The sequence below is a fragment of the Pseudomonas bijieensis genome (assembly GCF_013347965.1).
Taxonomy (GTDB): Bacteria; Pseudomonadota; Gammaproteobacteria; order Pseudomonadales; family Pseudomonadaceae; genus Aquipseudomonas; species Aquipseudomonas bijieensis.
Genome location: NZ_CP048810.1, coordinates 1,752,995 through 1,770,967 on the forward strand (window position 1 = coordinate 1,752,995; position 17,973 = coordinate 1,770,967).

At 61.6% G+C, this 17,973-nt stretch carries 15 protein-coding genes; 10 read left to right on the forward strand and 5 right to left on the reverse strand.

What is annotated here, in order from left to right; translation table 11 throughout:
- Nucleotides 1-22: 22 nt before the first annotated feature.
- Together nfuA and GN234_RS07385 are read right to left on the reverse strand one after the other, a co-directional pair.
- Entirely contained in the window at nucleotides 23-607 is a 585-nt protein-coding gene (gene nfuA / locus GN234_RS07380) for a Fe-S biogenesis protein NfuA (RefSeq protein ID WP_109751793.1), read from the reverse strand.
- Nucleotides 608-723: 116 nt separating this feature from the next.
- Nucleotides 724-3,015, reverse strand: coding sequence for a fatty acid cis/trans isomerase (locus GN234_RS07385; protein WP_176688184.1), 2,292 nt, complete (start codon nucleotides 3,013-3,015; stop codon nucleotides 724-726).
- Between the two features lie 156 nt (nucleotides 3,016-3,171).
- Here GN234_RS07385 and metH point away from each other — a divergent pair, with 156 nt between their 5' ends.
- Both metH and GN234_RS07395 read left to right on the forward strand, forming a co-directional pair.
- Nucleotides 3,172-6,882 carry a methionine synthase gene (metH, locus tag GN234_RS07390; protein WP_176688185.1) on the forward strand — a complete coding sequence of 1,237 codons (3,711 nt, stop codon included), beginning with the start codon at nucleotides 3,172-3,174 and terminating at the stop codon, nucleotides 6,880-6,882.
- Nucleotides 6,883-6,936: 54 nt separating this feature from the next.
- On the forward strand, nucleotides 6,937-7,155 hold the full coding sequence (locus GN234_RS07395) for a DUF2970 domain-containing protein (RefSeq protein ID WP_063322005.1): 219 nt from the start codon (nucleotides 6,937-6,939) through the stop codon (nucleotides 7,153-7,155).
- An 87-nt stretch (nucleotides 7,156-7,242) separates the two neighbouring features.
- Here the strand turns inward: GN234_RS07395 and GN234_RS07400 are convergent, their stop codons facing one another.
- Nucleotides 7,243-8,382, reverse strand: coding sequence for an ABC transporter substrate-binding protein (locus GN234_RS07400; protein WP_163854460.1), 1,140 nt, complete (start codon nucleotides 8,380-8,382; stop codon nucleotides 7,243-7,245).
- Nucleotides 8,383-8,885: 503 nt separating this feature from the next.
- On the opposite strand from GN234_RS07400, the gene GN234_RS07405 reads away from it, so the two are divergent.
- Nucleotides 8,886-10,544, forward strand: a complete 1,659-nt coding sequence (locus GN234_RS07405) for a nitrite/sulfite reductase (protein WP_116831992.1) — start codon at nucleotides 8,886-8,888, stop codon at nucleotides 10,542-10,544.
- On the forward strand, nucleotides 10,528-11,022 hold the full coding sequence (locus GN234_RS07410; RefSeq protein WP_058543993.1) for a DUF934 domain-containing protein: 495 nt from the start codon (nucleotides 10,528-10,530) through the stop codon (nucleotides 11,020-11,022). The genes GN234_RS07405 and GN234_RS07410 overlap by 17 nt, the downstream gene beginning before the upstream one ends.
- Nucleotides 11,023-11,267: 245 nt before the next feature.
- On the opposite strand, the gene sohB is transcribed toward GN234_RS07410, so the two are convergent.
- Complete coding sequence (sohB, locus tag GN234_RS07415) at nucleotides 11,268-12,299, reverse strand: protease SohB (protein WP_134923730.1); 1,032 nt, start codon at nucleotides 12,297-12,299, stop codon at nucleotides 11,268-11,270.
- A 226-nt stretch (nucleotides 12,300-12,525) separates the two neighbouring features.
- On the opposite strand from sohB, the gene GN234_RS07420 reads away from it, so the two are divergent.
- The 4 genes from GN234_RS07420 to GN234_RS07435 all read left to right on the forward strand — a co-directional run bounded on the left by GN234_RS07420 (nucleotide 12,526) and on the right by GN234_RS07435 (nucleotide 16,465).
- Nucleotides 12,526-13,236, forward strand: a complete 711-nt coding sequence (locus GN234_RS07420; RefSeq protein WP_109751787.1) for a histidine phosphatase family protein — start codon at nucleotides 12,526-12,528, stop codon at nucleotides 13,234-13,236.
- A gap of 51 nt (nucleotides 13,237-13,287) precedes the next feature.
- Nucleotides 13,288-13,602, forward strand: coding sequence for an SCP2 sterol-binding domain-containing protein (locus GN234_RS07425; protein ID WP_003182883.1), 315 nt, complete (start codon nucleotides 13,288-13,290; stop codon nucleotides 13,600-13,602).
- Between the two features lie 217 nt (nucleotides 13,603-13,819).
- Nucleotides 13,820-15,538, forward strand: coding sequence for a hydrogenase maturation protein (locus GN234_RS07430; protein WP_176688186.1), 1,719 nt, complete (start codon nucleotides 13,820-13,822; stop codon nucleotides 15,536-15,538).
- 63 nt (nucleotides 15,539-15,601) lie between these two features.
- On the forward strand, nucleotides 15,602-16,465 hold the full coding sequence (locus tag GN234_RS07435) for a LysR family transcriptional regulator (protein ID WP_109751784.1): 864 nt from the start codon (nucleotides 15,602-15,604) through the stop codon (nucleotides 16,463-16,465).
- A 122-nt stretch (nucleotides 16,466-16,587) separates the two neighbouring features.
- Here the strand turns inward: GN234_RS07435 and GN234_RS07440 are convergent, their stop codons facing one another.
- Nucleotides 16,588-16,821 (reverse strand): YdcH family protein, encoded by a 234-nt coding sequence (locus GN234_RS07440; RefSeq protein ID WP_109751783.1) that lies wholly within the window; start codon nucleotides 16,819-16,821, stop codon nucleotides 16,588-16,590.
- 217 nt (nucleotides 16,822-17,038) lie between these two features.
- Here GN234_RS07440 and GN234_RS07445 point away from each other — a divergent pair, with 217 nt between their 5' ends.
- Together GN234_RS07445 and GN234_RS30185 are read left to right on the forward strand one after the other, a co-directional pair.
- Nucleotides 17,039-17,560 carry a DUF4142 domain-containing protein gene (locus GN234_RS07445; RefSeq protein ID WP_176688187.1) on the forward strand — a complete coding sequence of 174 codons (522 nt, stop codon included), beginning with the start codon at nucleotides 17,039-17,041 and terminating at the stop codon, nucleotides 17,558-17,560.
- A gap of 83 nt (nucleotides 17,561-17,643) precedes the next feature.
- Nucleotides 17,644-17,973: a Pr6Pr family membrane protein gene (locus GN234_RS30185; RefSeq protein ID WP_176688188.1), complete on the forward strand. Its 330-nt coding sequence runs from the start codon at nucleotides 17,644-17,646 to the stop codon at nucleotides 17,971-17,973.

Below are 17,973 nucleotides of genomic sequence, written 5' to 3' on the forward strand. Positions count from 1 at the left end.
TTATATCCGCAGCGAACACCTATCAGTAGTAGGCGTTTTCTTTCTGCGTATGGTCGGTCACGTCGCGCACGCCCTTGAGCTCTGGAATGCGCTCGAGCAAGGTGCGCTCGATGCCTTCCTTCAAGGTCACGTCAGCCTGGCCGCAGCCCTGGCAGCCGCCGCCGAACTGGAGCACGGCGATGCCGTCTTCCACCACGTCGATCAGCGAAACCTGGCCGCCGTGGCTGGCCAGCCCCGGGTTGATTTCGGTTTGCAGGTAGTAATTGATGCGCTCGTTGACCGGGCTGTCGGCATTGACCATCGGCACCTTGGCGTTCGGCGCCTTGATGGTCAACTGGCCGCCCATGCGGTCGGTGGCGTAATCGACCACCGCATCGTCCAGGAACGCTTCGCTGAACGAGTCGATGTACGCGGTGAAGCTCTTGAGCCCCAGCGCGGTGTCTTCGGCTTTCTCTTCCCCCGGCTTGCAGTAGGCAATGCACGTCTCAGCGTACTGGGTGCCGGGCTGGGTGATGAAGATGCGGATCCCGATACCCGGGGTGTTCTGCTTGGACAGCAGGTCGGCCAGGTAATCGTGGGCGGCATCGGTAATCGTAATAGCGGTCATGGGAACTCCTCGCAGGCTTGCCCGCAGTTTACGCCAATCGACGCGCCGGACAAAGTCCCAGTATTTTTGTCGGGAAAGCAGCCAGCGGCGACGGGTTCCGTCGCCGGGCCTCCCGATCAGAGGTTCTGGTAGCGATTCATGTCCAGCACGCCGCTTTCCACCGGCTCCGTCTCCTGGATGTACTGGTTCAGGTCATGGAAGTAGTACCAGAACTGCGGGTGGCTGCGGCGAATGCCCCAGCGCTCGACAATCCGCTCGAACGCCGGCGCATCCTGGGCGTTTTCCATGGCATCGACGAACGTCGGCACTTGCCCGGCGGGGATGTTGAAGATGAAATTCGGGTAGCTGCTGAGCACGCCCGGATAGACCGTCAGCGTGTCCAGACCCGGCTGGTAGCGTGCCTCCTCGCCCAGCAGGAACGCCACGTTGCTGTGGGCACGGTTGCGCAGCAGGCTGTAGACCTCACGATGGCCGCTGGCGGTTTCGATGCGCAGCAGGGTCGCTTCCGGCAGTTGGTCGATCACCTTGAGCCCCGCCGCCGGGCGCGACACCAGCCGACTGAGGGCCTGCTCGGCGTTTTGCAACGTCGGATCGATGTTCGGCCGCGAGCAGTAGGCGCCGTCGCAACGGTTGATCGGATCGGGCCGCGCATTCAGGTCGCCATAACGGGCCAGCAGTTGCCGGGCGAAATCGCGCTTGGGGTCGCGTTCGTCGAGCTTGAGGGCGGTCGGCTTGTCGTCGTCGATGGACTCATAATCGAGCCACATCTTGAACTTGCCGCCGGCCTGATACCAGTCGTCGAGATAGCCTTCCCGGGAGTCGGCCGGCATCAGGCGCAGGAAATTCTGCTCCGCGCCGTTGCGGATCAGGTCGAAATACAAGCGGGTCTGGGCCTGGTGGGAGACGTTGCCGAACACATCGAAATTCACTGCCAACTGGTAATAGGTACGCTCCAGCAACGGGAAATCGAACAGCCACATCGTCTGCGGCACCTCCCCGATCAACCCCTTGGTGACCGAAGCACTGTCGAAATGCCGGAAAATGCTCAACAGCGCATTGTCATTGCCAGCCCATAGCGTCGACCAGCTCGGCGCCGGAAGCTCGGCGTAATTGTCGCGGCGCAAGGCTTCGTACTCGTTGCGTTTGTCCCGGTAGTCGAGCCAGAGGCTGAGGACGCTGCCCACGTCATCGTTCTGCCCCGGCATCGCCAGCAACGGCGTGGCCTGGCCGCGGTAGTTCGGGTCGGTGATGTACAGGTCGTGTTCGGGAGCCTGGAACAGCGCCCAGAAATTGTCACGGATTACGTCCGTGGCGATCTGTCCCCGGCACACCGGTCCGCGAATGAAGGTGCGCACGAAATACTCGGCGTTATCGAGCATGAACTGGTAGCGGGCCTGCGCCGGAATCGCTTCAAACGTGGAAAACGGATTGGCCCGGCGCTCCGGCCCATAGCCCGGCAAGGCGCTGACCTGCCATTTGCCGCTGTAGAACAGGCTCTTGATCCGCGCCATCTTCGCCGCGCTCAAGCCATAGGTGATGTGGGTCTTGTGCACGATCACCCCTTGCACCGGCCAGAGCCGGTAATAGATGCGGGTGCCGGGATCGTCGTTCGGACGGCGGGTGTTGATCAGGTCGATGGGCTGGCCGGTGGGCGTGCGCGAACGCACCCATTGAAAGAAATGCCCCGGTTCGCCGTCCTTGAAATAGATATGCGCCAGAAACCAGTGCTCGAACAGCCAACGGCCCACCAGGCTCTCCCGGGCACCCGGGGCGTTGAGCAGGTTTTCCCATTGCACCACTTGCAAGGCTTCGGCGGCGCTCGGGGCCAGGGCCTGCTGATCGATGGGAGCGCCGGCGGCCAGCCAGCGCTGCAGGGTCTGGTATTGCTGGTCGGTCAGGCCGGTGACGGCCAAGGGCATGCCTTCCCTGGGATGGGCGCCTGCGTATTCGTCGAATTGATCCGGCAGCGCACAGCTGTTTTCCCGATTGAGGCCCAGCACGATGTCTTCCGGCAGCTTGGCGTTGGGCTGCAGCGGCGTGCGGTGGCCCAACTCCAGCATGCGTGCCATCAGGGCCGCCTGGCTGCCTTGGGCGTCGAGCACCGAATAGAAGCCCTTGCGCTGCCAGGCGCGCTGCCCGGAGGCGTCATAGAACAAACGGGTCGGATCGGCAGCCTGACGGCGCTCGCCGTCATACACCGACAGCTTGCTCGCCCCCCGTGCCGCGCCTTCGCCGCTGCCCAGGTTCAACTGGCAGGCGGAATCGTAGCAGGCATGGCAGGCCACGCATTTTTCCGTGAAGATCGGCTGGATGTCGCGTGTGTAGGAGATCGCGGGAGCGGGACTCCCGGCGGCTGCGGCAATAGACAACAGCAGCAACAGACTGCCGAATAAGACGCGGTACGGCATGTCTCGGGTCCCTAAGAGATAGTCCGGCGATTCTACCGGGCCAGCATCGCCTTGCAAACATGAGCGATATTCATGCAAAACCCCATCATGATCAAATCCTGCACAGGTTTGCTATCATCCCGGCCTTCGTAATGGTCTTTTTTTCCAGGTAGTCCTATGTCCGATCGCAGCGCTCGCCTTTATCTTCTCCAGCAAGCCCTCAAGGAACGCATCCTGATCCTCGACGGCGGCATGGGCACGATGATCCAGAGCTACAAGCTGGAAGAACAGGACTATCGCGGCAAGCGTTTTGCCGACTGGCCGAGCGACGTCAAGGGCAACAACGATTTGCTGGTGCTCAGCCGTCCCGACGTGATCGGCGCCATCGAAAAAGCCTACCTGGATGCCGGCGCCGACATCCTGGAAACCAACACCTTCAACGCCACCCAGGTGTCCCAGGCCGACTACGGCATGCAGGGCCTGGCCTACGAGCTGAACCTGGAAGGCGCGCGCCTGGCCCGCAAGGTGGCCGACGCCAAGACCCTGGAAACCCCGGACAAACCGCGCTTCGTCGCCGGCGTGCTCGGCCCGACCAGCCGCACCTGCTCGCTGTCGCCGGACGTGAACAACCCCGGCTACCGCAACGTGACCTTCGACGAACTGGTGGAGAACTACACCGAGGCCACCAAGGGCCTGATCGAAGGCGGCGCCGACCTGATCCTGATCGAAACCATTTTCGACACACTGAACGCCAAGGCGGCGATTTTCGCCGTACAAGGGGTCTACGAAGAGTTGGGCGTTGAGTTGCCGATCATGATCTCCGGCACCATCACCGACGCCTCCGGCCGCACCCTCTCCGGGCAGACCACCGAAGCGTTCTGGAACTCCGTGGCCCACGCCAAGCCAATCTCCGTGGGCTTGAACTGCGCCCTGGGCGCCAGCGAATTGCGCCCGTACCTCGAAGAGCTGTCGAACAAGGCCAGCACCCATGTCTCGGCCCACCCGAACGCCGGCCTGCCCAATGAGTTCGGTGAATACGATGAGTTACCCGCCCAGACCGCCAAAGTCATCGAGGAATTCGCCCAAAGCGGTTTCCTGAACATCGTCGGCGGCTGCTGCGGCACCACCCCGGCGCACATCGAAGCCATCGCCAAGGCCGTGGCCGGCTATGCACCGCGACAGATTCCGGAGATCCCCCGGGCCTGCCGCCTGTCGGGCCTGGAACCGTTCACCATCGATCGCAGTTCGCTGTTCGTCAACGTCGGCGAGCGGACCAACATCACCGGTTCCGCCAAGTTCGCCCGGCTGATTCGCGAGGACAACTACACCGAAGCCCTGGAAGTGGCCCTGCAACAGGTCGAGGCCGGCGCCCAGGTGATCGACATCAACATGGACGAGGGCATGCTCGATTCGAAGAAGGCCATGGTGACCTTCCTCAATCTGATTGCCGGCGAACCGGACATTTCCCGCGTGCCGATCATGATCGACTCGTCGAAATGGGAAGTGATCGAGGCCGGCCTCAAGTGCATCCAGGGCAAGGGCATCGTCAACTCCATCAGCATGAAGGAAGGCGTCGAGCAGTTCATCCATCACGCCAAGCTGTGCAAGCGCTACGGCGCCGCCGTGGTGGTGATGGCCTTCGACGAAGCCGGCCAGGCCGATACCGAGGCACGCAAGAAGGAAATCTGCAAGCGCTCCTACGACATCCTGGTCAACGAAGTCGGCTTCCCGCCGGAAGACATCATCTTCGACCCGAACATCTTCGCCGTCGCCACCGGTATCGAAGAGCACAACAACTATGCCGTGGACTTCATCAACGCCTGCGCCTACATCCGCGATGAGCTGCCCTACGCGCTGACCTCCGGTGGCGTGTCCAATGTGTCGTTCTCGTTCCGCGGCAACAATCCGGTGCGCGAGGCGATCCACTCGGTGTTCCTGCTCTATGCGATCCGCGCGGGCCTGACCATGGGCATCGTCAACGCCGGCCAACTGGAGATCTACGACCAGATCCCGGTGGAGTTGCGCGACGCCGTGGAAGACGTGATCCTCAACCGTACCCCCGAAGGCACCGACGCCCTGCTCGCCATCGCCGACAAGTACAAGGGTGACGGCAGCGTCAAGGAAGCGGAAACCGAGGAGTGGCGCGGCTGGGAGGTGAACAAGCGCCTGGAACATGCGCTGGTCAAGGGCATCACCACCCACATCGTTGAAGATACCGAGGAATCGCGACTGTCTTTCGCCCGGCCGATCGAGGTCATCGAAGGCCCGCTGATGGCCGGCATGAACATCGTCGGCGACCTGTTTGGCGCCGGCAAAATGTTCCTGCCCCAGGTGGTCAAGTCCGCCCGGGTGATGAAGCAGGCCGTGGCCCACCTGATCCCGTTCATCGAGGCGGAAAAAGGCGATAAGCCGGAGGCCAAGGGCAAGATCCTCATGGCCACGGTCAAGGGCGACGTCCATGACATCGGCAAGAACATCGTCGGCGTGGTGCTCGGTTGCAACGGCTATGACATCGTCGACCTGGGCGTGATGGTTCCGGCGGAGAAGATCCTGCAGGTAGCCAAGGAGCAGAAGTGCGACATCATCGGCCTGTCCGGCCTGATCACCCCGTCCCTGGATGAGATGGTGCATGTGGCGCGGGAGATGCAGCGCCAGGACTTCCACCTGCCCTTGATGATCGGCGGCGCGACGACGTCCAAGGCCCACACGGCGGTGAAAATCGAGCCCAAGTACAGCAACGACGCAGTGATCTACGTCACCGACGCCTCCCGCGCCGTGGGCGTGGCGACCCAATTGCTGTCCAAGGAACTCAAGCCGGCATTCGTCGAGAAGACCCGCCTGGACTACATGGACGTGCGCGAACGCACGGCCAACCGCAGCGCCCGCACCGAACGCCTGAGCTACCCCGCCGCCGTGGCCAAGAAGCCGCAGTTCGACTGGAGCAGCTACCAGCCGGTCAAGCCGACCTTTACCGGCGCCAAGATGCTGGACAACATTGACCTGAACGTCCTGGCCGAATACATCGACTGGACGCCGTTCTTCATTTCCTGGGACCTGGCCGGCAAATACCCGCGCATCCTCACCGACGAAGTGGTCGGCGAAGCGGCCACCGCGCTGTACGCCGACGCCCGGGCGATGCTGCGCAAGCTGATCGACGAGAAGCTCATCAGCGCCCGTGCGGTGTTCGGCTTCTGGCCGGCCAACCAGGTGCATGACGATGACCTGGAAGTCTACGGCGACGATGGCAAGCCACTGGCGCGCCTGCATCACCTGCGCCAACAGATCATCAAGACCGACGGCAAGCCGAACTTCTCCCTGGCTGACTTCGTTGCCCCCAAAGACAGCGGCGTGACCGACTACGTCGGCGGTTTCATCACCACCGCCGGCATCGGCGCCGAAGAAGTCGCCAAGGCCTACCAGGAAGCCGGCGACGACTACAACTCGATCATGGTCAAGGCCCTGGCCGACCGCCTGGCCGAAGCCTGTGCCGAATGGCTGCACCAACAGGTGCGCAAGGAGCACTGGGGTTATGCCCAGGACGAGAGCCTGGACAACGAGGCGCTGATCAAGGAGCAGTACACCGGCATCCGCCCTGCCCCCGGCTACCCGGCCTGCCCGGATCACACCGAGAAAGCTACCCTGTTCCGCCTGCTCGACCCCGAGGCCAGCGAACTGAAGGCCGGACGCAGCGGCGTATTCCTCACCGAACACTACGCCATGTTCCCGGCGGCAGCGGTCAGCGGCTGGTATTTCGCCCATCCCCAGGCGCAGTACTTTGCCGTGGGCAAGATCGACAAGGACCAGGTCCAGAGCTACACCGCACGCAAGGGTCAGGACCTGAGCGTGACCGAACGCTGGCTGGCACCGAACCTGGGTTACGACAACTAAGTCCGCAGCAATTGACTATGCTCTCCACATACGACCTTGTGTATGGAGAGCATCATGGACGAACCGACCGAAAATAAGGCGCCCACCCTCTGGCAAATGCTGCACAGCGTGGGAGCTGCGGCCTTTGGCGTGCAAAGCGGGAAAAACCGCGCCCGCGACTTCACCCATGGCAAGCCGAGCCACTTCATCATCCTCGGCATCCTGTTTACGGTGATTTTCGGGTTGACGTTGTATGGGATCGTCAATCTGGTGTTGTACTTTGCGGGCGTATAGAACGTATCTGCACAGTATGGAACCAGATCTCTCTTTCGAACCGAAACAGTCATATTCCCCGTCTCGCCAGCCTCGATCTGAGCCGCTCTAGCGCCGCCCCAGCGCATCGAGCGAAAAGGCATAGCGCTCGCCATCCGGGTGGGACACCAGGCTGAAGCGCTTGAAGTCCAGGCGGTAGTCCTTGGCAGGATTCATGTTCAGCCACGCGCGGGCGCGGGCCGGATCGAGCGATTGCATCAGGTCGAGCTGCTGGTTGTAGCCGCCATGACGCGCGAGATCGACGCCCTGGGCATGATCATGGAGCATGACCATGGCCCAGCCGCCCAGGCTGAAATGCCCGGTGAACAGGACGCTCAAGCGCCCGTCGATACGAGCCTGGAGCGCCGCCCTGGAGCTGTTCATCGCGCTGAACAACACGTCCTTGCCTGGCTGGCGACCGGCCTCCTCGAATGCCTGCATGGCGCCCAGGGCCATTTCATCGTTGGCCGACCAGACCAGCGCGGTCTGTGGATAACGCTTGACCAACTGGCTCGCCTGCTCATAAGCCCGCTCGCGATTCCACTCGCCATAGACCAACTGGCGCAGATGCACTTGCGGGTGCTCGGCCAGCGCCCGCTGCAAGCCTTTCTCGCGCAGTTGCGCCGAAGGGGTGAGTTTCTTCCCGGAAAATGCCAGCAAGTCGAGGGTCTGCCCAGGCGCCAGCGGCCCGTACTGACGCAACAGCTCCTTGAGCATCAGGTAGCCGCTGCGCTCATCGTTGGGCACCAGGCTGCCGAGCAACTCGGCAGGCAGGGTACCGCCCTCCGCCAACAGGCGACTCTGATCGCTGGTCAACGTGTTGTTCACCAGAAACAGCTTGACCCCACTGCCCTGCGCCAATTGCAGGATTCGCGGGGCGACATACTGTTCGTTGACCAGCACCAGATAATCCGGACGGTCTTGCGCCGTAATAACCTCGCGCGCCTGGCGAATCATGAGCTGGGGGTCGCGTTCGGCATATTCCACACGCAGCCGCAAGCCCAGTCCGCTGGCCGCCGCTTGCATGAATTCGGTATAGCTGACCCAGAAGGTTTCGGTGGAATGCCCCGGGTTAAGGAATACGACTGAAGGAGCCGCCGGCCTGGCAGCCACAGCCTCGATCGAAGAAGACGCCGCATTGGCGGCTTGGGCGTGCGCCCAGAATGACAGGCATAACAGCCCCAGTAGCCTGCAGATAAACTTCGACATCCCGCCCGCCCCAAACAATACGCCACCCAGTATAACGACCCGGGTGGCGAACGGGCACATGCACGCGAGACCTTCATGTAGCCTGCAACGACTCGAACTTATTGATGACTGACCCAGAACACTGCGGTGCCCACCACCAGGATAATCAGGAACAGAATGGCCCAGGCATCAACGGTACTGTCGCTTTTCCTTGCTTTGGTCGGATTGCTCATTGCATCGCCTCTTGTCGGTTTTGTAGGTGATTGCATAGGGACTCGTCCACAGTTAAGACGATGATTGCCCGCACGACAAATGTGGGTTAGGCAATAATCAATCTCATTAGTCGATTTGGTTCTTTACATATACTCAAACATCACTTTTGCGCATAACTCAAAACAGGTATCGTGCACCGGCTCCTCTAGGAGTGCGCGGCCGTGCGCGCAGAATTGCCGAGGCAGAACCCGATTCCAGCGAGCCAACATGCAGCTGTTTCTGATCGGCCCAAGCCTGAGACCGAGACTTATATGTACGTATATGACGAGTACGATCAGCGGATCATCGAGGACCGCGTCAAGCAGTTCCGTGATCAGACCCGACGCTATCTGGCAGGCGAGCTGAGCGAAGAAGAATTCCGCCCTCTGCGCTTGCAGAATGGCCTGTATATCCAGCGCTTCGCCCCGATGCTGCGGGTGGCCGTGCCTTATGGCCAACTGACCTCGCGTCAGGTGCGCAAGCTGGCGCAAATCGCCCGCGACTACGACAAGGGCTATGCCCACATCAGTACCCGGCAGAACGTCCAGTACAACTGGCCTGCCCTGGAAGACGTGCCGCAAATCCTGGCCGAGCTGGCGACCGTGCAGATGCACGCAATCCAGACTAGCGGCAACTGCCTGCGCAACGTCACCACTGACCAGTTCGCCGGTGTCGCCGCCGATGAACTGATCGATCCGCGCCCGTGGTGCGAGATCGTCCGCCAGTGGACCACGTTCCACCCGGAATTCGCCTACCTGCCGCGCAAGTTCAAGATCGCCATCAACGGCTCGAGCTCGGACCGTGCGGCCATCGAAGTCCACGACATCGGCCTGGAGACGGTCTACAACGCGGCCGGTGAGCTGGGTTTCCGTGTGCTGGTGGGCGGCGGCCTGGGGCGTACGCCGGTGGTCGGCGCGTTCATCAACGAGTTCTTGCCGTGGCAGGACCTGCTGAGCTATCTCGACGCCATCCTGCGGGTGTACAACCGCTACGGCCGTCGCGACAACAAATACAAGGCGCGGATCAAGATCCTGGTCAAGGCCCTGACGCCTGAAGTGTTCGCCGAGAAGGTCGAAGCCGAGATGGCTCACCTGCGTGGCGGCCAGACCACCCTGACCGAAGCCGAAGTGCATCGCGTCGCCAAGCATTTCGTCGACCCGCAGTACAAAGCGCTGGGCAACCAGGACGCGGAACTGGCAGCCCTCGACAAAGAACATCCCGGCTTCGCCCGCTGGCGTACCCGCAACACCCTGGCCCACAAGAAGCCGGGCTACGTTGCCGTGACGCTGTCGCTGAAACCGACCGGCGTCGCGCCGGGCGATATCACCGACAAGCAACTGGACGCCGTGGCCGACCTGGCCGAGCGCTATAGTTTCGGGCAACTGCGCACCTCCCACGAGCAGAACATCATCCTGGCGGACGTTGAACAGAGCCAGTTGTTCACCCTGTGGGGCGAGCTGCGCGAGCAAGGTTTCGCTACGCCGAACATCGGCCTGCTGACTGATATCATCTGCTGCCCTGGCGGTGACTTCTGCTCGCTGGCCAACGCCAAATCGATCCCTATCGCCGAATCGATCCAGCGTCGCTTCGACGACCTGGACTACCTGTTCGACATCGGCGAGCTGGACCTGAACATTTCCGGCTGCATGAACGCCTGTGGTCACCACCACGTCGGCCACATCGGCATCCTGGGCGTGGACAAGAAAGGCGAAGAGTTCTACCAGGTCTCCCTGGGCGGTAGCGGTAGCCGCGACGCCAGCCTGGGCAAGATCCTCGGCCCGTCGTTTGCCCAGGAAGACATGCCTGACGTGATCGAGAAGCTGATCGACGTGTACATCGAACAACGTACCGAAGACGAGCGTTTCATCGACACCTACCAACGTATTGGCATCGACCTCTTCAAGGAACGCGTCTATGCAGCGAATCATTAAGAACAACGAGGTCATCGACGAAACCTGGCACCTGCTGCCCAAGGACGCGACCCTCGATGGCATCTCCAATTGTGACGACCTGATCGTGCCCCTGGCCCTGTGGCGCGATCATGCCCACGCCCTCAAGGCCCGCGACGGCGGCCTGGGCGTGTGGCTGGACGCCGACGAGGAAGCCGAGGAAATTGGCGAGGATGCCAACCAGTTGCAGGTCATCGCCCTGAACTTCCCGGCCTTCACCGACGGGCGCAGCTACTCCAACGCCCGCCTGCTGCGTGACCGTTATGGTTTCAAGGGTGAATTGCGGGCAATTGGCGACGTCCTGCGCGACCAGCTGTTCTACATGCGCCGCTGCGGCTTCGACGCCTTTGCCTTGCGCGCTGACAAAGACCCTTACGAAGCCCTCGAAAGCCTCAAGGATTTTTCGGTGACCTACCAGGCCGCCACTGACGAGCCGCTGCCGCTGTTCCGTCGTCGCTGACACCTGAGACATGAAAAAGCCCTGACCCGGGTTGTACCGGTTCAGGGCTTTTTTGTTTCCGATGACTTGAACCCACCTCGCTCCCACAAAGGGATGGCGGTGACTCGGAGCTTCAGCCCACCTCAGAACCACTGTGGGAGCCTGCTCGCGATAGCGGTGGGCCAGCTTGCATCTATGTTGAATGTGTCGCCGCTATCGCGAGCAGGCTCGCTCCCACAGGGGTTAGCGGTGAACCCGCTCCCGAATTACCAGAAACGCTGCTGGGTAAGGCGGCTCCACCAACTCAGCAGCACCCGATCAACAGATCCGCTGGCCGCCATACCGATGCGTTCCTGCAGGCTTTTGCGTTCGGCGTAGTGCAGGTGGTACAGCTCGGCACTCTTGGCCCGCTCGGCCAGGTATTCATCGCTGGTTTTCAGCTCGTCCACCAAGCCCTTGCCCTGCGCCGCGACACCCAGCCAGACTTCACCGGTCGCCACTTCATCGATAGCCAGTTGCGGGCGGTAGCTGGACACGAAGTTCTTGAACAGTTCATGGGTGATGTCCAGGTCTTCCTGGAATTTCTCCCGGCCCTTCTCGGTATTTTCGCCGAACACCGTCAACGTGCGTTTGTATTCGCCAGCGGTCAACACTTCGAAATCGATGTCGTGTTTCTTCAACAGGCGGTTGACGTTGGGCAATTGCGCGACGACGCCGATGGAGCCCAGGACCGCGAAGGGAGCGCTGATGATCTTCTCGCCGATGCACGCCATCATGTAGCCGCCGCTGGCCGCCACCTTGTCGATGCACACGGTCAGCGGCACGCCGGCCTGGCGGATCCGCGCCAGTTGCGAAGAAGCCAGGCCGTAGCTGTGGACCATGCCGCCGCCACTTTCCAGGCGCAGCACCACTTCATCCTTCGGCGTCGCCAGGGTCAGCAGCGCGGTGATTTCATGACGCAGGCTCTCGGTGGCCGAAGCCTTGATGTCACCGTCGAAATCCAACACGAACACCCGCGGCTTGGCCGCCGACTTGTCCTTGTGCTTCTTCCCGGCCTTTTCAGCCTTGCCTTCGGCCTTGCGCAAGGCCTTGAGCTGATCCTTGTCGAGCAACGTCTGTTCCAGGCGCTCGCGCAGCCCCTTGTAGAAATCGTTGAGCTTGCTCACCTGCAACTGGCCGGCCGACTTGCGCCGCCCCTTGCTGCGCAACGCAGCAAAACTGGCCAGCACCACCAGGATGGCGATCACCAACGTCACGGTCTTGGCCAGGAAACCGGCGTATTCGATGAAAAACTCCACAGCAACTCCTTAAATGCAATGCGCCACTGAACGCAGGCGCGTAACGGCCCCAGCATACCCATGCGTCTGCGCCGCGACCAGCCAAGAAACCTGTGGTTACCTTGATGCGAGCGAGACGGGGCAAGGCTGCAACGGGCATTTCAAACAAGCGTATGTTTTTTCATTGACAGCTCACCGCCATCCCCATAACCTCGCCAAACCTTCAACGTACCGGGATGACGCGGACGTGGGCAGTATCTATCTGATTCGACATGGCCAGGCCTCCTTTGGTGCGGACGACTACGATGTCCTTTCGCCCAATGGCGTACGCCAGGCGCAAGTGCTTGGCGGCCACCTCGCAGAACTCGGTGTCGTATTCGATCGCTGCCTCTCGGGTGACCTGCGTCGTCAACAGGATACCGCCATCGGTGCGCTGGGCCAGATGTCCGCCGCCGGATTGCCGGTTCCCGGGCTGGAAATCGACGCCGCGTTCAATGAGTTCGACGCTGACGCGGTCATTCGGGCCCTGCTGCCGGACATGCTCCCCCAGGAGCCCGAGGCGCTGAATATCCTGCGCAACGCCGCGCAGAATCGCGCCGAATTCCAGCGCATCTTCGCATTGATCGTCGAGCGCTGGCTCAGCGGTCGATATGACCCGCCAGGGCTCGAAAGCTGGCTGGGTTTCGTCGAGCGGGTCCAGGCGGGCCTGCAGCGCATCCTGGAGCAAGCCGACAACAGCCATAAGATCGCCGTGTTCACCTCCGGCGGCACCATCACTGCCCTGCTCCACCTGATCACCCAGATACCGGCCCGACAGGCCTTCGAACTGAACTGGCAAATCGTCAACACCTCGCTCAACCACCTGAAATTCAGGGGCCGCGAGGTGGCCCTGGCTTCCTTCAACAGCCATGCCCACCTGCAACTGCTGAAGGCCCCGGACCTCATCACCTTTCGCTGAGTCCGGATTACTGTAGACCCTTGCTGTACCACCCAAATAAGGATCGAAACCATGACCTCCGTAGCCGACGCCGTACAAGCCATGAAAGCCAAGTTCAACCCAGCCGCCGCTGCCGGCCTGGACCTGGTATTCGGTTTCCGCATCGACGATACCAAGAATTTCTCGCTGATCGTCAAGGACAGCACCTGCGAACTGCAGGAAGGGGAGAACCCGGACGCCCAGGTGACCCTGGTGATGGACGGCGAAACCCTTGAGGGCATCGTCAGCGGTGAAACCGACGGCATGCAAGCGTTCATGGGCGGCAAGCTGCGCGCCGAAGGCGACATGATGCTGGCCATGAAACTGTCCGAGCTGTTCCCAAGCTGAGACTGCGCTCGCGTCTTCGCGGGCCTTTTTGGCTGCAAACGAATCCCGCCCCGTGGCGGGATTCGTGTTTTTGCCCTCCGATGATTCCGCGCAACACACGCAACCTTGACCCTCGTCAGTAGCCACTCGCCCCACAACCGCTAATTTAGCGCTTCCATCAAAGCCAGGGACGGCTCATCGGGAGCCTGCGTCCGTTCATCTCAAGGAAGAGAATTTCATGCCCGCACTGAAGATCATTCTGCTATCGACCGCGTTCAATGGTCTGACCCAACGCGCCTGGCTGGACCTGCGCAAGGCCGGCTATCACCCCAGCGTGGTGCTGTTCACCGACCCGGCCTCGGTCTGCCGACAAATCGAAGAAAGCCGCGCCGACCTGGTGATCTGCCCGTTCCTCAAGGACCGCGTACCCGAGCAGTTGTGGCGCAATCCACGGCGCCCGGTGGTGATCATTCATCCCGGAATTGTCGGCGATCGCGGCGCCAGCGCCCTGGACTGGGCCATCACCCGACAACCCGAGCGCTGGGGCGTCACGGCATTGCAGGCGGTGGAGGAAATGGACGCCGGGCCCGTGTGGGCCACCTGCGAGTTCAACCTGCCCGAAGGCCTGCGCAAATCGGAGCTGTATAACGGCCCGGTCAGTGACGCGGCCATTCGTTGCATTCGCGAAGTGGTGGACAAATTCCGTGCCGGCTTCGTCCCGGTGCCGCTGGATTACAGCCGTCACGAGGTGATCGGGCGCCTGCAGCCGAACATGACTCAGGACGACCGCACCTTCAGCTGGCACGACAGCACCGGGTTCATCAAGCGCCGCATCGACGCCGCCGACGGTCAACCTGGTGTGCTCGCGAGCCTGGCCGGTGAACAGTTTTACCTGTACGACGCCCATCCAGACGTTCGCCGCGGCCTGCCCGGCGAACTGCTGGCCGTACGCGACGATGCGGTGCTGGTGGCGACAGGGGATGCAAGCCTGTGGATCGGCGCCCTGCGCCGCAAGCCGCAGCCCGGCGAACAGACCTTCAAGCGACCGGCACGCCATGTGCTCTCGCAGCTCCTTGACGGAATCCCGGTGCTCGACAGCTCCCTGGCCCGCCAACCGTTCAGCGATGAGGCCTATCAGCCCATTCGCTATCGGGAATGCGGCCATGTGGGGGAACTGACGTTCGAGTTCTATAACGGCGCGATGAGCACCGAACAGTGCCAGCGCCTGGTACAGGCGCTGCGCTGGGCCAAGTCCCGGGACACCCAGGTGCTGTTGATTCGCGGTGGACGCGGCAGCTTTTCCAACGGCGTACACCTGAACGTGATCCAGGCCGCCACCGATCCCGGCCTGGAAGCCTGGGCCAACATCCAGGCCATCGATGACGTCTGTCTGGAGTTGTTCCGCGCCCGGCAACTGGTAGTCAGTGGCCTGACGGGCAACGCCGGGGCTGGCGGTGTCATGCTGGCCCTGGCAGCCGATATCGTGCTGGCACGCAGTGACATCGTGCTCAACCCCCATTACGCAACCATGGGCCTGTATGGCTCCGAGTACTGGACCTACAGCCTGCCCCGGGCGGTCGGCCCGGACCAGGCCTGGAAACTCACCCAAGACTGCCTGCCCATCAGCGCCCTGCAAGCGTTGCGCTACGGCATGGTCCAGGAAATCGGACCACGGTGCCCCGACGAGTTCAGCCTATGGCTGTTGCAACGGGCCAACAGTGCGCTGCTCGATCCAGCCTATGAAACCCTGCGAGTTCGCAAGACCGAACGCAGCCTGCCGGCGATCCAGGCGTGTCGCGACGGCGAACTCGCGCAGATGCGCCGCGACATGGTGGACAATCGCCATGGCTTCGCCGAGAAGTGCCGCAGCTTCGTGCTCAAGCACAAGGCCTGCCGCACACCCGAACGCCTGATCGCCCCTTGGGCGCGAATGGCGGAGGCGCAAGCCATTCCATGATTCCCGGTATCGGGGAGGCGTGGCAGCTCTTACAATGCCCGCTTCCCCCGCATCGGCCTGACCATGGACATCGACCTCGCCCGCACCTTCCTGGAAATCGTCCGCCACGGCAGCCTAGCCGCCGCGGCCGACAAGCTGCACGTCACCCAGACAGCGATTACCGCGCGGGTGCAGAAGCTTGAGAGCCAGCTCGGCTGCGCGCTGTTCGTGCGTAACCGTGCCGGTGCGCGGTTGACCGCAGATGGCGAGGCCTTTGTGATCTACGCCAATCAACTCGTGCAAACCTGGGAAGCGGCCCGCCGGGACCTGCCATTGCCTGAGGGCTATCGCAACGTCCTGCATCTGGGTGGCGAGGTCAGCCTGTGCAACCCCTTGATGCTCGCCTGGGCCGGGGAACTGCGGCAGAAGATCCCCGGCCATGCCCTGCGCATGGACATCCGCGACGGTGAAAAGCTGCTGCAACAGCTGGAACTGGGCTTGCTGGATGCGGCGGTTGTGTACCAGCCCGAATATTGGCCGCGCCTGCAAGTAGAACAACTGTTGGAAGAAAAACTCATCCTGGTACGCCTGGCCACCTGTCCCGAGCCCTACGTGTACATCGACTGGAGCGCCGACTTCCGTCGCCAGCACGACACCGCCCTACCGGACAAGGCCAAGGCTGCCGTGACGTTCAACCTCGGTCCCCTGGCCTTGCAGTACATCCTGGAGAACGGCGGCAGCGGCTACTTTCGCACTCGGGTGGTGCAGAGCTACCTGGACAGCGGCATCCTGGAACGGGTGCCCAAGGCACCGGAGTTCAACTACCCGACCTACCTGGTCTATTCCCGGGACCGGGATTCGGCGGCGTTGCAGCAGGCGTTCGAAGTGCTGCGCGAAATCGTCAAGGCCGGCAGCGACTGGTCCCAGCGCTGGGATCCGCTGACCTGATGGATTTTCGAATGGTGTTGTAAAACCCATTGTGGCGAGGGCGTTTGCTCCCTCGCCACAGGCTCATCGACATAGTTCAGGGCCCTTCATAAAGGCCCCTCACAAGCAGGCCAGCCTGACGGCTACCTCAATTTCTCCGCGATCTTATCTTTGACCAACAAGCGTTTCTTCTTGAGTGTCTCCAGGGCATCGTCGGACAGTGCCGCCGATGATGGCTTCTCGGCGTCGACCACCTCGGCATCAAGTTGGGAATATTTTTGAAGTAACGAGTCGAGCCTTGGATCCTCGCTGCGTTTTTGCTGGATGTGGTCTTTTGTGCAGTTGAGATCCTGGCACAAATCGTGGGACACCGGCATGGAACACCTCCTTCAGTGGGTCGGTGGCAGACGCCTTTACGGCGCTCGTCGATGATCAGGATGGCCTCGTCGACGGGGTTCTGTCGACCGCCAATCCGACCAGCGGTGACCGTTCGTCGTAACGGGATATCTTCCAATCAAACCTTTGTTGGCGCGCCGCTCTCCATTGAACAGAGACGAAACGAATCGCTCTTTCAACCTGTGTGGAGACTTATCAATGGACGGATTTACCTGGCGTCAACTCAGCCTGGCAGTTGCCCTGAGCACCAGCATGGGCTCGGCCTGGGCCGCGACTTCCAATGACTTCGTCGACAACGCGGCAGCCGGTGGCATCGCGGAAATCGAAACCAGCAAACTGGCCCTGGAAAAAAGCGCCTCGGCGGACGTCAAGACCTTCGCCGAGAAGATGATTAGCGATCACACCAAGGCCAATGAAGAGTTGAAAGCACTGGCGAAAAAACACGACATCGAAGTGCCAGACGACACTACGCTGGTGAAGAAGGCCAAGGAAAAGATCCTCGACCTGCGGGACGAGTCCTTTGATGCAGCCTATGCCAACAACCAGGTCAAGGCTCACGAAGAAACCATCGCCCTGTTCAAGAAAGAAGCCGAGACCGTCACCGACGATAAAAAGGCTGGCAATACCGAACTGAAGGCGTTTGCCCAGAAGATGCTGCCAGACCTGGAGCATCACCTGGAAGGGGCCAAGAAACTTCAGGCGGCTCACCCAAGCAAGTAATCCTGAAGCATCGAATAAGGCCGTCTCCATGAAGATGGCCTTGTTCAAGGCCTAAGAACACCTCCAGTCACCCGCATCCGCCGATGCGCCAGCACTCTCGAGTCGCCTGTTTTCGGGTTGAATGGCGGGATGTCTGGCCATGGCTGCTCTATCCACTGGTCTATTTCATCTATGCCCTGGTGCGGGGGCACTTTATCGGTTCATACCCCTACCCTTTCATCGAAGTGGACACACTGGGTTATCCACGGATGTTCATCAACGCGGTGATGGTGCTGCTGGGATTCATGGGGGTGTCACTGGTGCTGGTTGCGCTGGATCGCTGGAAAGGCAAGCGCTGGGGCGCCACAGCCGCCGTCCGCCCAGTCACTCATCGCTCTGGGCGGGTCACACTCGATGTTCCACGAATCGGGTAA

What these genes read in the sequence shown, in the direction of transcription:
- GN234_RS07430 (WP_176688186.1), top strand. Translation starts at nt 13,820, where the DNA reads ATGCCCGCACTGAAGATCATTCTGCTATCGACCGCGTTCAATGGTCTG.
- GN234_RS07445 (WP_176688187.1), top strand. Translation starts at nt 17,039, where the DNA reads ATGGACGGATTTACCTGGCGTCAACTCAGCCTGGCAGTTGCCCTGAGC.
- metH (WP_176688185.1), top strand. Translation starts at nt 3,172, where the DNA reads ATGTCCGATCGCAGCGCTCGCCTTTATCTTCTCCAGCAAGCCCTCAAG.
- GN234_RS07395 (WP_063322005.1), top strand. Translation starts at nt 6,937, where the DNA reads ATGGACGAACCGACCGAAAATAAGGCGCCCACCCTCTGGCAAATGCTG.
- GN234_RS07435 (WP_109751784.1), top strand. Translation starts at nt 15,602, where the DNA reads ATGGACATCGACCTCGCCCGCACCTTCCTGGAAATCGTCCGCCACGGC.
- GN234_RS07440 (WP_109751783.1), bottom strand. Translation starts at nt 16,821, where the DNA reads ATGCCGGTGTCCCACGATTTGTGCCAGGATCTCAACTGCACAAAAGAC.
- GN234_RS07425 (WP_003182883.1), top strand. Translation starts at nt 13,288, where the DNA reads ATGACCTCCGTAGCCGACGCCGTACAAGCCATGAAAGCCAAGTTCAAC.
- nfuA (WP_109751793.1), bottom strand. Translation starts at nt 607, where the DNA reads ATGACCGCTATTACGATTACCGATGCCGCCCACGATTACCTGGCCGAC.
- GN234_RS30185 (WP_176688188.1), top strand. Translation starts at nt 17,644, where the DNA reads ATGCGCCAGCACTCTCGAGTCGCCTGTTTTCGGGTTGAATGGCGGGAT.
- GN234_RS07400 (WP_163854460.1), bottom strand. Translation starts at nt 8,382, where the DNA reads ATGTCGAAGTTTATCTGCAGGCTACTGGGGCTGTTATGCCTGTCATTC.
- GN234_RS07405 (WP_116831992.1), top strand. Translation starts at nt 8,886, where the DNA reads ATGTACGTATATGACGAGTACGATCAGCGGATCATCGAGGACCGCGTC.
- GN234_RS07385 (WP_176688184.1), bottom strand. Translation starts at nt 3,015, where the DNA reads ATGCCGTACCGCGTCTTATTCGGCAGTCTGTTGCTGCTGTTGTCTATT.
- GN234_RS07410 (WP_058543993.1), top strand. Translation starts at nt 10,528, where the DNA reads ATGCAGCGAATCATTAAGAACAACGAGGTCATCGACGAAACCTGGCAC.